This window comes from Enterobacter sp. SA187 (assembly GCF_001888805.2).
Classification (GTDB): Bacteria; Pseudomonadota; Gammaproteobacteria; order Enterobacterales; family Enterobacteriaceae; genus Enterobacter_D.
This window is the reverse complement of sequence record NZ_CP019113.1, coordinates 3001978-3017776: the sequence shown is the minus strand read 5'-3', so window position 1 is coordinate 3017776 and position 15799 is coordinate 3001978. Positions and strand designations below refer to the sequence as shown.

13 protein-coding genes are annotated in these 15799 nt (G+C 59.3%); 4 read left to right on the top strand and 9 right to left on the bottom strand.

Going from position 1 to position 15799, the window contains the following annotated elements:
- Positions 1–8 precede the first annotated feature (8 nt).
- Genes astB through BMF08_RS14390 form a run of 4 tightly spaced genes read right to left on the bottom strand, consistent with a single transcriptional unit; the run spans position 9 to position 5057 of the window.
- Positions 9–1334 (bottom strand): N-succinylarginine dihydrolase, encoded by a 1326-nt coding sequence (gene astB / locus BMF08_RS14405; protein WP_072568240.1) that lies wholly within the window; start codon positions 1332–1334, stop codon positions 9–11.
- Positions 1331–2809, bottom strand: coding sequence for a succinylglutamate-semialdehyde dehydrogenase (gene astD / locus BMF08_RS14400; RefSeq protein ID WP_072568239.1), 1479 nt, complete (start codon positions 2807–2809; stop codon positions 1331–1333). Before astD ends, astB begins: the two co-directional genes overlap by 4 nt.
- Entirely contained in the window at positions 2806–3840 is a 1035-nt protein-coding gene (astA, locus tag BMF08_RS14395) for an arginine N-succinyltransferase (RefSeq protein WP_072568238.1), read from the bottom strand. Before astA ends, astD begins: the two co-directional genes overlap by 4 nt.
- Positions 3837–5057 (bottom strand): aspartate aminotransferase family protein, encoded by a 1221-nt coding sequence (locus BMF08_RS14390; RefSeq protein WP_072568237.1) that lies wholly within the window; start codon positions 5055–5057, stop codon positions 3837–3839. The genes astA and BMF08_RS14390 overlap by 4 nt, the downstream gene beginning before the upstream one ends.
- Before the next feature lie 445 nt (positions 5058–5502).
- Between BMF08_RS14390 and xthA the strand changes: the two genes are divergently transcribed.
- Positions 5503–6309 carry an exodeoxyribonuclease III gene (gene xthA, locus BMF08_RS14385; protein WP_072568236.1) on the top strand — a complete coding sequence of 269 codons (807 nt, stop codon included), beginning with the start codon at positions 5503–5505 and terminating at the stop codon, positions 6307–6309.
- Between the two features lie 3 nt (positions 6310–6312).
- Here xthA and BMF08_RS14380 read toward each other — a convergent pair whose 3' ends face one another.
- On the bottom strand, positions 6313–6597 hold the full coding sequence (locus tag BMF08_RS14380; protein WP_072568235.1) for a DUF1496 domain-containing protein: 285 nt from the start codon (positions 6595–6597) through the stop codon (positions 6313–6315).
- Between the two features lie 236 nt (positions 6598–6833).
- Here BMF08_RS14380 and gdhA point away from each other — a divergent pair, with 236 nt between their 5' ends.
- Positions 6834–8177, top strand: coding sequence for an NADP-specific glutamate dehydrogenase (gdhA, locus tag BMF08_RS14375; protein ID WP_072568234.1), 1344 nt, complete (start codon positions 6834–6836; stop codon positions 8175–8177).
- A 161-nt stretch (positions 8178–8338) separates the two neighbouring features.
- Here the strand turns inward: gdhA and BMF08_RS14370 are convergent, their stop codons facing one another.
- The 3 genes from BMF08_RS14370 to BMF08_RS14360 form a co-directional block, all read right to left on the bottom strand.
- The gene (locus BMF08_RS14370; RefSeq protein ID WP_072568233.1) at positions 8339–10273 is read right to left on the bottom strand and encodes a DNA topoisomerase III; all 1935 of its coding nucleotides are present in this window, start codon (positions 10271–10273) and stop codon (positions 8339–8341) included.
- A gap of 4 nt (positions 10274–10277) precedes the next feature.
- Positions 10278–11321 carry a selenide, water dikinase SelD gene (gene selD / locus BMF08_RS14365; RefSeq protein WP_072568232.1) on the bottom strand — a complete coding sequence of 348 codons (1044 nt, stop codon included), beginning with the start codon at positions 11319–11321 and terminating at the stop codon, positions 10278–10280.
- Positions 11322–11468: 147 nt separating this feature from the next.
- Positions 11469–12170, bottom strand: a complete 702-nt coding sequence (locus tag BMF08_RS14360) for a tetratricopeptide repeat protein (RefSeq protein WP_325005120.1) — start codon at positions 12168–12170, stop codon at positions 11469–11471.
- Positions 12171–12243: 73 nt separating this feature from the next.
- On the opposite strand from BMF08_RS14360, the gene BMF08_RS14355 reads away from it, so the two are divergent.
- Complete coding sequence (locus BMF08_RS14355) at positions 12244–13149, top strand: LysR family transcriptional regulator (RefSeq protein WP_072568231.1); 906 nt, start codon at positions 12244–12246, stop codon at positions 13147–13149.
- A gap of 40 nt (positions 13150–13189) precedes the next feature.
- On the opposite strand, the gene BMF08_RS14350 is transcribed toward BMF08_RS14355, so the two are convergent.
- Positions 13190–13741: an NAD(P)H nitroreductase gene (locus BMF08_RS14350; RefSeq protein WP_072568230.1), complete on the bottom strand. Its 552-nt coding sequence runs from the start codon at positions 13739–13741 to the stop codon at positions 13190–13192.
- Between the two features lie 163 nt (positions 13742–13904).
- Here BMF08_RS14350 and sppA point away from each other — a divergent pair, with 163 nt between their 5' ends.
- Positions 13905–15758, top strand: a complete 1854-nt coding sequence (gene sppA / locus BMF08_RS14345; RefSeq protein ID WP_072568229.1) for a signal peptide peptidase SppA — start codon at positions 13905–13907, stop codon at positions 15756–15758.
- Positions 15759–15799 lie beyond the last annotated feature (41 nt).

The window sequence follows — 15799 nt, the reverse complement described above, 5'->3', positions numbered from 1 at the left end:
GTCGATCCTTATTGCTGGAAGGGATAGACCGATCCCAGATCCAGTAACTGTGTCAGCCTGTCCAGCGCCTCGCGGCCTTCGCGCAGCAGCTGCGGATCAGCAAGATCGGCCTGGGTGAGACGGTCACGATAGTAGCGATCCACCCAGTCGTTCAGCGCGGCAAACAGCCGGTCATTCATCATAACCGCCGGATTTACCGCCTGCTGTTCGGCCTCATTTAATACCACCCGCAGACGCAGACAGGCCGGACCGCCGCCGTTGGACATGCTTTCGCGCAGATCGAATACCCGCAGCTCGTTCACCGGATTATCCTGCGCCAGCATGTCATTCAGATAACGCCAGACGTTCGCCTGCTCGCGACACTCCTGCGGCACCACCAGCAACATACTGCCGTCGTCGCGGCTCAGTAACTGGCTGTTAAACAGATAACTGCTGACCGCCTCTTTGACCGACACCTGCGCCTGCGGCACTTCGATAACCTGAAAGCCCGGCACCTGTTCCGCCAGGCGGGTCATCAGCCCGCGCTGCTGCACAAAGGCGCGCTCATGGCAGAACAGCAGCGTACCGTTCGACACGGCGATGACATCATTATGGAATACCCCTTCATCGATCACCGTCGGGTTTTGCTGGGCGAAGATGACGCGCGCCGGATCCACCTGATTGAGACGCGCCACCGCCTGGCTGGCTTCCAGCGTTTGCCGCGCCGGATAACGCTCAGGCGCGGCGTGGCCGTTTTCTTCCCGGCCATAAACAAAAAGCTGCACGCCCGGCTCGCCGTACGCCTGGCTGAAGCGGTTATGGTTCGCCGCCCCTTCGTCGCCAAAACGCGCCACCTGCGGCAGTGCGCCATGCACCATGAAACGCCCTTCATCCCGGAAGATGGCGCGCAGCAGCGCTTCGGTGGTGGGCGCTTCGGTACTGCGGTGGAATTTATTGTTCAGGTTCGCCACCGTCAGATGCACTTTGCCATCAAGGGCATCTGACGACGGGCAGACGGTGGCGGCGTTGGCCACCCACATTGGCGACGAGGAACTGGCCGCCGACAGCAGCTCCGGGGTTTGCGCGGCGGCTCTGGCGATCACCTGCTCGTCGCTGCCGGTAAACCCCAGCTGGCGTAACACCGGTATATTCGGGCGTTCGTGGGGCGGGATCACCGCCTGCGGAAAGCCCAGATCCGCCAGCGCTTTCATCTTCAGCAGTCCCTGCTTCGCCGCCAGTTTCGGGTCAGAAGTGCGGAAACGGTGTGCAGTGGAGGCTTCGTTACCAAAGGATAAACCGGCGTAATGGTGCGTCAGCCCCACCAGGCCGTCAAAATTGACTTCGCGCGCTTTCATCGCGTCTCCTCCCGACCAAAATCCAGCCCCGGGCTGAGGCTCTCCGGCAGCGACAGCGCCGGAGATTCAAGGCTGGCCATCGGCCAGGCGCAGTAGTCTGCCGCATACCAGGCGCTCGGGCGATGGTTGCCGGACGCGCCCACACCACCGAAAGGCGCGGTGCTGGCGGCACCGGTCAGCGGTTTATTCCAGTTGACGATCCCGGCGCGCGCCTCCAGCAACAGCCGGTCGAATTTCTCCCGTGACGGGGTGACCAGCCCGCAGGCCAGCCCGTAACGGGTGGCATTAGCAAGCTGAATGGCCTCGTCAAACTCGTCATAGCGCCACACGCCCAGCAGCGGACCGAAGACCTCTTCATCCGGCACGTCAGCCACGCCGGTCAGCTCGATAATGCCCGGCGTCAACAGTGAGGTGCCGGGTTTGATCAGCCGCGGCGCCAGCAGCGTTTTGCCGCCCCGCGCTTCCTGCGCCTGCCAGGCGGTATACACGCCCTCTGCCGCCTGCGGGGAAATCAGCCCGCCGATAAAGGGCTGCGGATCCGCGTCCCAGGCGCCGGGCATAATGCGTCCGGCAACCTCCACCAGCCGGGCGAGAAAGGCATCGCCCTGCGCGCCGCGTTTCACCAGCAGACGGCGCGCGCAGGTGCAGCGCTGCCCGGCGGTAATAAAGGCCGACTGAATGGTGAGGTGCACCGCGGCGTCAACATCATCAATATCTTCCACTATCAGCGGATTATTGCCGCCCATCTCCAGCGCAAGGATCTTCTCCGGCTGACCGCCAAGCTGACGATGCAGATGAAAACCGGTGCTGGCGCTGCCGGTAAACAGCAGACCGTCGAGATCGGCAAGCTGGCTCAGCGCCTGGCCAGTGTCGCGCCCGCCCTGCACCAGATTCAGCACGCCCGGCGGCAGCCCCGCCTCCTGCCACAGTTTCACCACCGCTTCGCCGCTCCAGGGCGTCAGCTCGCTGGGTTTGAAGATCACCGTATTCCCGGCCAGCAACACCGGAACGATATGCCCGTTCGGCAGATGGCCGGGGAAGTTGTAGGGGCCGAATACTGCCAGCACGCCGTGAGGACGGTGGCGCAGCGTGGCGGCGCCGTCCGGCATGGCGGTGTGCTGCTCGCCAGTGCGGGTGTGATACGCCTTCACCGAGATGCCGATTTTATTGATCATGGCGGTAATTTCGGTGGCGGCTTCCCAGCGCGGTTTGCCGGTTTCCCGGGCGATCACCGTCGTCAGGCTGGCTTTGTTCGCATCCAGCAGCGCGGCGAATTTCTCGACAATCTCCTGTCGTGCGCTGAAGGACTGACGCGCCCACGCCGGAAACGCGGCGCGTGCGGCGCGCCCGGCCTCGGCCACCTGCGCGGCGTCGGCATCACGCCCCTGCCAGAGTGTCTCACGGGTGAGCGGATCGGTTTTTTCCCGTTGTTCGCCCTGACCGCTGATCCAGTCGCCATTTATCCAAAGATTCATTGTGTTTTCTCCTCTGCGCACAGGCGGACCAGGCGAACCTTTTCCCCGGCGCGACATTTCAGGGCGTCCATCTGGGCGGCGCTCAGCAGCAGACGTTCGGTATCGGGATCGGCATTCACCAGCATGGCGCGGAATTGCTGGTACTTTTCGTTAGCCACCAGACAGGCGGGCAACTCGCCCGGCGCGGGCTGCCCTTCGGCCACCTCCACCAGACGGCTTTTACGGATTGCCCGCACCCGATCGATGTCGCATTCCAGCGTCGGGCCGCCGTCAAAGATGTCGATATAGTGACGGTAGCGGAAGCCCTCTTTTTCCAGTACCGCGCGGGCGGGGGCGGTGTGAGGATGCACTTCGCCGATCACCGCCTGGGCTTCTTCAGACAGGAAATGGGTATAGATAGGATGCTTGGGCATCAGCTCGGCGATAAAGGCTTTCTGTCCGGTGCCGCACAGGTGATCGGCGCGGCTGAATGGCATGGAGAAAAAGCGTTTGCCGAGGCTTTCCCAGAACGGCGAGTAGCCCGTTTCGTCGATCACCCCGCGCATCTCCGCCACCACTTTTTCGTTAAAGCGATCGCGGAAAGCGGCCATAAACAGAAAGCGCGATTTCGACAGCAGATAGCCGTTGCCCTCTTTACGCCAGTCGGCGTCGAGGAACAGCGTGCAGAGTTCGCTGCTGCCGGTGTGATCGTTACTGAGAAACAGCGTCGGCAACGCGTTGTAGACGTTCAGCTCTTTGGAGGCGTGCACCTGGGTGCCGACGCGGTAGTTGTACCAGGGATCGTTTAGCCCCACTGCCACTTCAATGGCGCAGATCCCGGCGACAGTGCCGCTCTGGATATCTTCCAGCACGAACACGTAACCCTGTTCACCCGGCGGCAGTTCGTCCTGCCAGGTTTTGCGCGCGCGCTCAATGCGCGCGGAGAGCGTGGCTTCGTCCGCCGGCAGCGACGTCAGCCCGCCGCCGGTTTTACCGGCCAGCTGCATCAGGGCCGGGAGATCGCTGCGCTCAATCGGGCGGATCACCATCATAGGCTTTCTCCTGCCAGATAACGTTCACAGGCGCGCGCCAGCCGTTCCAGGCCGTGACGCACTTCCTCTTCGCTGATGTTCAGCGCAGGTGCAAAACGCAGCACGTTAGCACCGGCAATCAGTACCATCACGCCTTCTGCCGCCGCCAGTTGAGAGATGAGTTTGGCTTTCCCGGCATGTTCCGCCGCCAGCTCGCAGCCAATCAGCAGGCCGAGGCCGCGGATCTCCCGAAACAGCGCATGGCGGGTGTTGATCGCCTGCAACTGTTCGACAAACCATTGATGACGCTGTTTCACGCCGTCCAGCGTCGCCGGGGTGTTCACTATATCCAGCACCTCACCTGCCACCGCCGTCGCCAGCGGGTTGCCGCCATAAGTGGTGCCGTGGGTGCCGACCACCATCACAGCCGCAAAAGCGTCGCGGGTCAGCATCGCGCCGATGGGGAAGCCGCCGCCCAGCGCTTTGGCGGTGGTGAGCACGTCCGGCTCCACGCCGTAATGCATATAGGCATACAGCTCGCCGGTACGTCCGACGCCGGTCTGCACTTCATCAAAAATCAGCAGCGCCTGGTGACGATCGCACAACTCGCGCAGGCCTTTCAGGAAGGCTGCATCCGCAGGCACCACGCCGCCCTCGCCCTGCATCGGCTCGACGATCACCGCGCAGGTATCGTCATTAATCAATTCGCGGGCCGATTCCAGATTGTTAAACTCCGCATGGCGGATCTCCGGCGGCAGCGGCGCAAAATCTTTTGAATAGGCTGGCTGCCCGCCTGCGCTGACGGTAAAGAGCGTGCGGCCATGGAAGGCGTTTTTGAACGCCACGATGCCGCTTTTCTGTGGGCCTGCATGGTCGTGAGCATATTTACGCGCCAGCTTCAGCGCCGCTTCGTTGGCTTCCGCGCCGGAGTTACAGAAGAACACGCGGTCAGCAAAGGTGGCGTCGATAAGACGCTTTGCCAGCCGCAGCGCCGGTTCGTTAGTGTAGCCATTGCCGGTGTGCCAGAACTTCGCCGCCTGTTCGCTGAGCGCACGGTACAGCGCCGGGTTCGCATGACCAAGGGCATTCACCGCAATACCCCCGGCAAAGTCGATATACTCTTTCCCTTCCTGATCCCACAGCCGGGAACCCTCGCCGCGAACCGGAATAAAAGACGCCGGGGCGTAAACCGGCAGCATCCAGTGATCAAAGTTTTCACGCGTAATAGAGTGGGACATAGCGACCTCATCCGGTAAATGAAAGGTTGTTGATATGTTAATAATTATGAGTGTTTGCGCTGCTAATGTAGATTGCACGCTTCGTGCCAGCCAGCGATAAAAGTGCATAACGCCGGAGAGGATTTTAAATATCAGTAACTTACAATCTGTCACTATTCACTTTTATTGCATAAAAAGTGAATAATTTTTGCGCTATTAGCGAAGCCGGGCGGATCGGCAGGAAATTTTATGCATTGCTAAAATATAATTCTGGAATTGTGATCTTACGCGGAAGGTGATCGCGCCCCGCGCCCCTTTTCAGGGCGGGATGCACCGCAGCGGGGCATGGTAAGCACCATTGGCGACGCCTGTTGCAGCCATGCGCAGAAAAGCGCAGCGCCGGGGCGTAACGCCGGCCATTTTCTGCTACCATCGCTGCACTCTTTATTGCTAAGTGGCAGCGACTATGAAATTTGTCTCTTTTAATATCAACGGCCTGCGCGCCCGTCCTCATCAACTGCAAGCGATCATTGATAAGCATCAGCCTGACGTGATTGGCTTACAGGAGACAAAGGTCCATGACGATATGTTCCCTCTCGAAGATGTGGCGAAACTGGGCTACAACGTGTTTTATCACGGTCAGAAAGGTCACTACGGGGTGGCGCTGTTAACCCGCGATACACCGGTGTCCGTGCGCCGCGGTTTTCCGGGCGATGACGAAGAAGCGCAGCGTCGCATTATCATGGCGGAATTAGCGTCTCCCCTCGGCAATATTACGGTGATCAACGGCTATTTCCCGCAGGGGGAAAGCCGCGACCATCCGACCAAATTCCCGGCGAAAGCGAAGTTTTATCAGGATCTGCAGGATTATCTGGAAAACGAAATCAGCAAAGACAGCCCGGTGCTGGTGATGGGTGATGTCAACATCAGCCCGACGGATCTGGACATCGGTATCGGCGAAGACAGCCGCAAACGCTGGCTGCGCGCGGGTAAATGCTCGTTCCTGCCGGAAGAGCGCGAGTGGATGGCCCGTTTGCAGGGCTGGGGGCTGGTGGATACCTTCCGCGCCGCCAATCCGGACGCACAGGATCGTTTTTCCTGGTTTGATTACCGTTCAAAAGGTTTTGACGATAACCGCGGGCTGCGTATCGACCTGGTGCTGGCAAGCAGTGCGCTGGCAACCCGCTGCACCGACACCGGGATCGATTACGAGATCCGCGGTATGGAAAAACCGTCCGATCATGCGCCTGTGTGGGCAAGCTTCGATCTGTAAGCCTCAGGGCTTCACACGACGCCATACCAGCGGATTGGTGCTCAGCGTGCGTTCGTCACGCTGGCACTGCAATAAAATGCCGTCAGCTTTGACCACCGCCCCTTCCGAGTAGTTTTCATCCTGATAAACGCAGCACTGATTACAGGGCTGCGGACGTTGCCCGCCGGAGGAGAAGACTTCCGGCGGCACGTTCACATCAACGCCGCCGGTACTGTACCGCACCTCTGCCTGTGCCGTCGCGGTCAGCAGCGCCAGCAGGCTGGCGGTTAATAAAGCGTGTCGGATCATCGTTTTTTTTCCTGATTAGGTGGTGGTAATAACTATAACGGTAAAAGATCGCCGAACCTTTAACGTGCACGGTCATCGTTTTTAATTATGACCTCCTGCCTATTATTAATTTCCCTGCATATTTCTTAATCGCTTGCCTGATGCCGCTTTTCCGGTGTTATAGTCGAAAACGCAAACAATGCGGTAACAACCAACAATAAAATTCAGACCCACTGTCATAAGAGGATGTTATATCGATGGATCAGTCTTGCTCTCTGGAAACCTTCCTTACCCGTATTCAACAACGCGATCCCCATCAGACAGAATTCGCCCAGGCGGTTCGCGAAGTCATGACCACGCTGTGGCCCTTTATTGAAGAGAACCCGCGTTACCGGCAGATGTCGTTACTGGAACGTCTGGTTGAGCCGGAACGCGTGATCCAGTTCCGCGTGGTATGGGTCGACGATCGTAATCAGGTGCAGGTCAACCGCGCATGGCGCGTGCAGTTTAACTCCGCCATCGGCCCTTATAAGGGCGGGATGCGTTTTCACCCGTCGGTGAACTTATCGATCCTGAAATTCCTCGGCTTTGAGCAGTCGTTCAAAAATGCCCTTACCACCCTGCCGATGGGCGGCGGTAAAGGCGGCAGCGATTTCGATCCGAAAGGCAAAAGCGAAGGCGAAGTGATGCGTTTTTGCCAGTCGCTGATGACCGAACTGTACCGCCACCTGGGGCCGGATACCGATGTGCCTGCCGGTGATATTGGCGTCGGCGGTCGTGAAGTGGGCTTTATGGCCGGTATGATGAAAAAGCTCTCCAATAACAGCGCCTGCGTATTTACCGGCAAAGGGCTGTCGTTCGGCGGCAGTTTGATCCGCCCGGAAGCCACCGGCTACGGACTGGTCTATTTCACTGAGGCGATGCTTAAACGTCACGGTCTGGCCTTCGAAGGGCAGCGCGTGGCGGTCTCCGGCTCCGGCAACGTGGCGCAGTACACCATTGAAAAAGTCATGGAACTGGGCGGGCGGGTGATCACCGCCTCTGATTCCGGCGGCACGGTCGTGGACGAAGCGGGCTTTAACGCAGAAAAACTGGCGCGCCTGTGTGAAATCAAAGCCAGCCGCGACGGCCGCGTGGCGGATTATGCCCGCGAGTTCGGGCTGGTATATCTGGAAGGCAAACAGCCATGGTCAGTGCCGGCGGATATTGCCCTGCCGTGCGCCACCCAGAATGAGCTGGATGCCGACGCCGCCCGCACGCTTATCGCCAACGGCGTAAAAGCGGTGGCGGAAGGTGCGAATATGCCGACCACCATCGAAGCCACCGATCTGTTCCTCGAAGCGGGGGTGCTGTTCGCGCCGGGTAAAGCGGCGAATGCGGGCGGTGTGGCGACGTCCGGGCTGGAGATGGCGCAGAACGCCGCGCGCCTGAGCTGGAAGGCGGAAAAAGTGGATGCGCGTCTGCGCCATATTATGCTGGATATTCATCACGCCTGCGTGGAGTACGGCGGAGATGGCAAGCAGACCAACTACGTGCGCGGCGCGAATATCGCCGGATTTGTGAAGATCGCCGACGCCATGCTGGCGCAGGGCGTGGTCTGATTTGCGGTTGTGATGCCCGGCGGCGCTGCGCTTGCCGGGCTTACATGCTGACTGAATCCGGATGCCCGGCGGCGCTGCGCTTGCCGGGCCTGGGGTTACCTTGTAGGCCGGGTAAGGCGCAGCCGCCACCCGGCACATTTCAACCTACCCGGCGACCTGCGCTACGCCGCCGGAGCCGGACTCGCGGGCGGCTTTTTCTTACCCCGCCCTTTAAAACTTTTCTTCTTATCCCCGCCTGGCGCCGCTAACCCTCTGAACTGACGCACCGGCGTGCTGCGGGCCTGGTCAATCAGCTGATACAGCGTCCCCACCAGCGGCTGCATAAAATCCTGATAGCGGCACTGCTTTTCGCTGATTTGCGTCAACACCGATTCCCAGTGGGCGGTCATATCCGGCCGCGCCGCCATTTCCGGCAGCGAGTGGATCAGCGCCCGCCCGGCGTCGCTGGAGTGGATATAACGCCCTTTTTTCACCAGGAAACCGCGCTTGAACAGCAGCTCGATGATCCCCGCGCGGGTGGCTTCGGTGCCCAGCCCGTCAGTGGCGCGCAGGATCTTCTTCAGATCTTTATCCTGCACAAAGCGCGCAATACCGGTCATCGCCGACAGCAGCGTGGCGTCGGTGAAATGCCGTGGCGGCTGAGTCTGCCGCTCGACCACTTCGCCCTTCTCGCACAGCAGTTCATCGTCTTTAGCGACCACCGGCAACGGGGTGCCGTCGTTCTCTTCGTCGCGCTCTTTATTGCCCAGCAAGGCGCGCCAGCCCGCTTCCGCCAGAAAACGCGCTTTGGCGATAAATTTACCGTTGGCGATGTCGAGTTCAATCGTGCATTTGCGGAAGACCGCGTCCGGGCAGAACTGCATCAGGTACTGACGCGCCACCAGGCTGTAGATCTTCTCTTCGTTATCCGTGAGGTTCACCTTACTGCTGCGCGCCGTCGGGATAATGGCGTGATGTGCATCGACTTTTTTATCATCCCAGCAGCGGTTACGGATATCGGTATTGACCGCCGGTTGCGGCAGCAGCGACGGGCTGTGTACGCTGATGGCGTTGATCACCGCCTGACGCCCAGCAAAATGCTCTTCCGGCAGGTAGCGGCTGTCAGAGCGCGGATAGGTGATCAGCTTATGGGTTTCATACAGCTTCTGGCAGATATCCAGCACGTTCTGCGCGCTGAGGCCAAAGCGCTTCGCCGCTTCAATCTGCAGGGTGGAGAGCGAGAACGGCAGCGGCGCAGGCTCGGACTCCCGTTTGTCGTTATAGCTGGTGACCAGCGCGGGCTGGCCGGTAATACGTTTTACGACATGATCGGCCAGGCTGCGGTGCAGCAGCCGCCCTTCTTCATCCTGGTACGGCTCGCAGGCTTCGCTTGGCTGCCAGGTAGCGGTAAAACGCTCTTCCTTAGGCGTGACGATATGCGCCTTCACCTCGAAAAAGTCTTTCGCCACGAAGTTTTCGATCTCTTCGTCACGGCGCACCACCAGCCCGAGCACCGGCGTCTGTACACGTCCCACCGACAGCACGCCCTGATAACCGGCGCTCTGCCCCAGCAGCGTATAGGCGCGGGTCATGTTGATGCCATACAGCCAGTCGGCGCGGGAGCGGGCCAGCGCCGACGAGCTTAAGGGGATAAATTCGCTGTTGGCGCGCAGACGGTTAATGGCCCGTTCCACCGCCTGGGGGTTAAGATCGTTGATCAGGCAGCGCTGCACGTTGCGGCGCTTTTCCGCAGGCAGATCCAGGTAGTTCAGCACCTCATCCACCAGCAGTTGCCCTTCACGATCCGGGTCACCGGCGTGGATCACTTCGCTGGCCTGTGCCAGCAACCGCTTGATGACATTGATTTGTTTTGTCACCGAGGCGCGTGGTTGCAGCTGCCACTTTTCCGGCACTATCGGCAAGTCAGAGAGATTCCAGCGGGCATAACGGCTGTCATAGGCATCCGGCTGCGCCTGCTCCAGCAGGTGACCGATACACCAGGTCACCACCTGACCATTTCCGCACTCAATGTAGCCGTCGCCCTTGCGGTGCGGCTTTGGCAGCACATCCGCAATGGCGCGGCCCAGACTGGGTTTTTCGGCAATAAACAACCGCATTGACTTAACGGATCTCAATCATAGGACGGCCCGCGCGGGCTTCAACCAGCTCGCCGATGGCGGTCAGGGTGATGCCGTATTCGGCGGCGGTCGCCTGTACCTGGCTTTCAGCGTCCGGGGTGACCGCCAGCAGCAAACCGCCGGAGGTTTGCGGATCGCACAGCAGATCGCGCCAGGCCTGCGGCATGTCGCCCATCAGATGCCCGTAGCTGGCGAAATTACGCCCGGTACCGCCCGGCACCGCGCCCTGGGCAATATACTCTTCCACACCCGGCAGCTTCGGCACATCCTGATAGCGGATCTGCGCCTGCACGCCTGCGCCCTGGCACATTTCGCTCAGGTGGCCGAGCAGCCCGAAGCCGGTGACATCGGTCATGGCTTTGACGCCGTCAATGCTGGCAAATCCGGCACCGGCGAGGTTCATGCGGCACATCACTTCCGTCGCCAGCCCGACATGCTCCGGTTTAAGCAGGGATTTTTTCTCGGCGGTGGTCAGCACGCCAATGCCCAGCGGCTTGGTGAGATAGAGTTTGCAGCCCGCCTTCGCGGTGCTGTTTTTCTTCACCCGCTCCGTTGGTACCACGCCGGTGACGGCGAGGCCGAAAATCGGCTCCGGCGCGTCGATGGAGTGACCGCCCGCCAGGGCAATGCCCGCCTGCTGGCAGGCAAAACGCCCGCCCTCAATTACATCACGGGCGATCTCCGGGGCCAGGGTGTTGATCGGCCAGCCTAAAATGGCGATGGCCATAATCGGCTTGCCGCCCATGGCGAAAATGTCGCTGATGGCGTTGGTCGCGGCGATGCGTCCAAAGTCGAACGGGTTGTCGACAATCGGCATAAAGAAGTCGGTAGTGCTGATCACGCTGGTGCCGTTGCCCAGATCGTAAACCGCGGCGTCATCACGGGTTTCGTTGCCGACCAGCAGGTTCGGATCGATAAACTTCGCCCGATCGCTGTGCAGGATGGTTTCCAGCACCTTCGGGGAAATCTTACAGCCGCATCCCGCGCCGTGACTGTACTGCGTTAAACGAATAGCTTGCTCGCTCATGGACATCTCCTGTCATTGCAATGCGGCTATGGTAGCGCTCAATCGGGCAAGCCGCTACTGTGCATCCGCCTTCTGTTATGACATAAACACCGGCACCCTGCGTCAGACTGTCATTCCGGCGGCCAGCACACTTATTTTTAAGACTATTCATGGTCTTATCGCAGGCACTTTTTCACATCCGCTGTCAAATCCCTCGTGACAACTGCTGGCGAACCAGTAGGATGCCCGCGCGGGATCTTTTTTCACAATGCCGCTTTCCCCTTGCGCAAAAAGCATGCCCGTCCAGTATTCGGCGTAGCCGGTACGGGACAATGCCGAACTGCGTTTTAACCAGTACGCTGCCGTTGCATGATCTTCTTTAACGCATATTCCGCCCGCATAAAGTAAACCCAGCCACATTTGCGCATCCACCGCCGCGTCATCGTGCATATTGCCGGCAGCCTGCTCCAGCAGACTCAGCGCCCGCGCGCACGCTTTTTGCTCCGCAGAACGGTGAAGTAAAATCCGCGCAAGGATCACTTTTCCCGCTTCACTGCCCGCGAGGGCGGCTTTTTCGGCGTATCGTTTCGCCTGTAAAAGCGCCTTACCGGAATGCTGTAAGCTGATGTTTGCCAGCAGCGCCCAGGCATCCGGCAGCCCGGCGGCGGCGGCTTTTTCCGCCCAGCGCTGCGCCTGCTTCATATCCCCTGCGCTAAACCAGGTATCCGCAAGAAAATACTGCGCGTATTTATCGCCTTTCTCCGCCATGTCGCGGTATTGACTGCCCGGGGGAATGGGATCCAGCGCGGCGAATACCGCGGGGGTGCTCAAGATCATCAGGCAGGTTAAAAGCATGGCAGAGCGATTCATATTTTCTCCTTTAGCAAAGGAGGCGGAGTATACTGAGCGCCTTTTTAGTTTTGTGCAATTGCGCTGCCACTTAATGAATATCCTTCAATTCGATCTCAATCTTCTTAAAATTCTGCATGTCATGCTGATGACAGGCTCCACCAGCCTGACGGCGCAAAAGCTGGGGATCAGCGCGTCTGCGGTCAGCCATGCCCTCACCAGGCTGCGGGAAGCGCTACAGGATCCGCTGTTTCGCCGTGAAGGCAATCAGCAGGTTCCCACGCCCTTTGCCAGAAATATTCAGGACAGGCTCGCGCCGCTTTTCGTTTCGTTAAATGAAGAACTGTTCGGCAGTGAAACCGGTGAAGATCGTCGGTTTCGCCTGGTGTTGCCGCCAGCGTTAAATGTGTTGCTTACCTCGGAGCTTGCGCACCGGGGGCATCAGGCGAAAGCCGTCATTGAGTGTCATGCGTTTGAGCGCCGTGAGTGGCGTGAGGAGTTAATTGCGAAGAAAATCGATTTACTGATTGCCGTGGGCGATCATCAAAAAGGCTCCAGTGCCCTGCATTACGAACGGATCGGCAGCGCACGGCTGGTGGTCGCCTATGGCGCGCCGCTGCGGCAACAGTTCAGGGATAAAACCAGCGTTGAGTTCAGCGAGCTGGATCAGTTTGAGCACTTCTACTGCCACCCCTGGCCGCAGGCAGCCAATGAGCTGGACAGACAGCTTGCCCGGGCAGGTTTATCCCGTCACCTGTCATTTGTCTGTCAGGATTACAGCCAGCTTGCCCCTGCGTTACGCCGTGCGCCTTTGCTGGCCGTGGTGCCCGCCCCCTGGGTTGCCGCCCTGGTCGACCGTGAAGGCATTTATACCCTGCCGCTCAACGGGTTTCAGGCGGAAGGAAACGTGTTTTTTCAGTACCGCACGTCAACGACGCCCTGGAAGCGACAAATTATTAACGCCTTAAAAAAGGCGTTAGGCGGGTACTATTCTCTCTAGCCAGGCGCTTCTGCGAAGATCAGAAGCGCCCGGGCGAGGTTCAGAAATAACGCACGAAAGGCGTGGTATCAGGCAGGCTGATGGTGGTGGAGGCCTTCAGTTGCGGCGTGCCGAGGTAGAGAAAACCGACGATATGATCCTGTTCACGGCACTCCAGCGCTTCACGCACCACCGGGCTGTCAGTCATCGGGCCGCTGCGCCAGATACCGTTAAAGCCCTGCGCCAGCGCCGCCATCTGCATCGCCATCACCGCACAGCCAGCGGAAACCAGTTGTTCCCAGTGGGGCACTTTAGGATGATCTTCGCATTTGGCGACCACGGCAATAATCATCGGCGCGCGGAACGGCCCGGAGCGGGCTTTTTCAATGCCCTTTTCATCCAGCCCCGCGGCAATGGCGCCTTTCTCCAGCAACTGGCTGAAGCGCTCGCGCCCTTCTCCCTCAATGACAAAGAAGCGCCACGGCTGCAGCGTGCCATGATCCGGGGCGCGCATACCTGCCTGTAAAATACTTTTCAGCTGATCGCCCGCCGGGGCCGGTTCGGTGAGGCGGGAGGCGCTACGACGGTTAACGAGCAGTTCAAGTGCATCCATTAGTTAACTCCTGTCATCAAATTTATGCATAAAATTAACACGACAGGAGATTTTGTTACAGCGACGGCGGCGGATCTTGCTGACAAGTTGCCGCCGGGTAATTAGGATAACCGCACATTCCGCTCAGGGTAGCGGGGGTTGTTAATCAGGACAGGAAGAATACATGCGAACCCTTTGGCGTTTCATTGCTGGTTTTTTTAAATGGACATGGCGATTGCTCAATTTCGTCCGTGAACTGGTGCTCAACCTTTTCTTTATCTTTTTAATCGTGGTGTGCGTCGGCATCTGGATGCAGGTGAAGAGCAGCAATGCCGAGCACAGCAACCGTGGCGCGCTGTTGCTGGATATCGCCGGTGTGGTGGTGGATAAGCCTTCCAGCAGCAGCAAGCTGGGCGTGCTGGGCCGTCAGCTGTTTGGCGCCAGCTCCGATCGCTTACAGGAAAACTCGCTGTTTGATATTGTCGAGACCATTCGCCAGGCGAAAGAGGATCGCAATATCACCGGTATCGTGATGGATCTGAAAAACTTCGCCGGTGCCGATCAGCCGTCGATGCAGTATATCGGTAAAGCGCTGCGCGAATTCCGCGACAGTGGCAAACCGGTCTATGCGGTAGGCGATAACTTCAGCCAGGGTCAGTATTACCTTGCCAGCTTCGCCAATAAAATTTTCCTCTCGCCGCAGGGCGTGGTGGATCTGCATGGCTTTGCCACTAACGGGCTGTACTACAAATCGCTGCTGGAAAAGCTAAAAGTCTCCACGCACGTTTTCCGCGTCGGCACCTATAAATCCGCCGTCGAGCCGTTTATCCGCGACGATATGTCCCCGGCCGCGCGCGAGGCTGACAGCCGCTGGGTCGGCGAGCTGTGGCAGAACTACCTGAACACCATCGCCGCCAACCGTCAGGTACCGGCGCAGCAGATTTTCCCTGGCGCCCAGGCGATGCTGGAAGGGCTGACCAAAGTGGGTGGCGATACGGCGAAGTACGCGCTGGATAACAAACTGGTGGATCAGCTGGCGTCCAGCGCGGAAGTTGAAAAAGCGCTCAGCAAACAGTTTGGCTGGAGCGACGCTGATAAAAACTACAGCGCCATCAGCTACTACGACTACGCCCTGAAAAAACCGAGCGAAAACGGCGACAGCGTGGCGGTGATCTTCGCTAACGGTGCGATCATGGACGGGGAAGAAACCCCGGGTAACGTCGGCGGCGACACCACCGCCTCGCAGATCCGCGATGCGCGTCTCGATCCGAAAGTGAAAGCTATCGTGCTGCGTGTGAACAGCCCTGGCGGCAGCGTCAGCGCCTCCGAGGTGATCCGTGCTGAACTTGCCGCCGCGAAAGCCGCCGGTAAGCCGGTGGTGGTCTCCATGGGCGGCATGGCGGCGTCCGGCGGTTACTGGATCTCAACGCCAGCTAACTACATTGTGGCGAACCCGAGCACCCTCACCGGCTCGATTGGCATCTTCGGGGTGATCAACACCTTTGAAAACAGCCTCGATTACGTGGGCGTGCACACCGATGGCGTGGCGACCTCGCCGCTGGCGGACGTGGCGGCGACCAAAGCCCTGCCGCCGGAAGTGCAGCAGATGATCCAGTTGAGCATTGAGAGCGGCTATAAGCGCTTCCTGTCGATTGTTTCTCAGTCGCGTAACAAGACGCCGGAGCAGATCGACCAGATTGCTCAGGGCCACGTCTGGACCGGTCAGGACGCGAAAGCAAACGGGCTGGTGGACGCGCTGGGCGATTTCGATGATGCGGTGGCGAAAGCGGCTGAACTGGCGAAGCTCAAGCAGTGGCACATTGATTATTATCAGGATGAGCCGACCTTCTTTGATCAGGTGATCACCAGCATGTCCGCCAGCGTCCGCGCGGCGATGCCGTCGGCGTTACAGGCTTATCTGCCCGCGCCGCTGGCTCCGGTCGCCGGTGCAGTGAAAGCGGAAAGCGATAAGCTGGCGGCCTTTAACGATCCGCAAAACCGCTATGCGTTTTGCCTGACCTGCGCTAACGTTCGCTGATAATCCATCCCCTCAGCCATGAGGGGATTTTTTTATGGCTA

Excerpts from the sequence above, each read along its gene's own strand:
- astB (WP_072568240.1), bottom strand. The coding sequence starts at position 1,334 with ATGAAAGCGCGCGAAGTCAATTTTGACGGCCTGGTGGGGCTGACGCAC.
- astD (WP_072568239.1), bottom strand. The coding sequence starts at position 2,809 with ATGAATCTTTGGATAAATGGCGACTGGATCAGCGGTCAGGGCGAACAA.
- astA (WP_072568238.1), bottom strand. The coding sequence starts at position 3,840 with ATGATGGTGATCCGCCCGATTGAGCGCAGCGATCTCCCGGCCCTGATG.
- BMF08_RS14390 (WP_072568237.1), bottom strand. The coding sequence starts at position 5,057 with ATGTCCCACTCTATTACGCGTGAAAACTTTGATCACTGGATGCTGCCG.
- xthA (WP_072568236.1), top strand. The coding sequence starts at position 5,503 with ATGAAATTTGTCTCTTTTAATATCAACGGCCTGCGCGCCCGTCCTCAT.
- BMF08_RS14380 (WP_072568235.1), bottom strand. The coding sequence starts at position 6,597 with ATGATCCGACACGCTTTATTAACCGCCAGCCTGCTGGCGCTGCTGACC.
- gdhA (WP_072568234.1), top strand. The coding sequence starts at position 6,834 with ATGGATCAGTCTTGCTCTCTGGAAACCTTCCTTACCCGTATTCAACAA.
- BMF08_RS14370 (WP_072568233.1), bottom strand. The coding sequence starts at position 10,273 with ATGCGGTTGTTTATTGCCGAAAAACCCAGTCTGGGCCGCGCCATTGCG.
- selD (WP_072568232.1), bottom strand. The coding sequence starts at position 11,321 with ATGAGCGAGCAAGCTATTCGTTTAACGCAGTACAGTCACGGCGCGGGA.
- BMF08_RS14360 (WP_325005120.1), bottom strand. The coding sequence starts at position 12,170 with ATGAATCGCTCTGCCATGCTTTTAACCTGCCTGATGATCTTGAGCACC.
- BMF08_RS14355 (WP_072568231.1), top strand. The coding sequence starts at position 12,244 with ATGAATATCCTTCAATTCGATCTCAATCTTCTTAAAATTCTGCATGTC.
- BMF08_RS14350 (WP_072568230.1), bottom strand. The coding sequence starts at position 13,741 with ATGGATGCACTTGAACTGCTCGTTAACCGTCGTAGCGCCTCCCGCCTC.
- sppA (WP_072568229.1), top strand. The coding sequence starts at position 13,905 with ATGCGAACCCTTTGGCGTTTCATTGCTGGTTTTTTTAAATGGACATGG.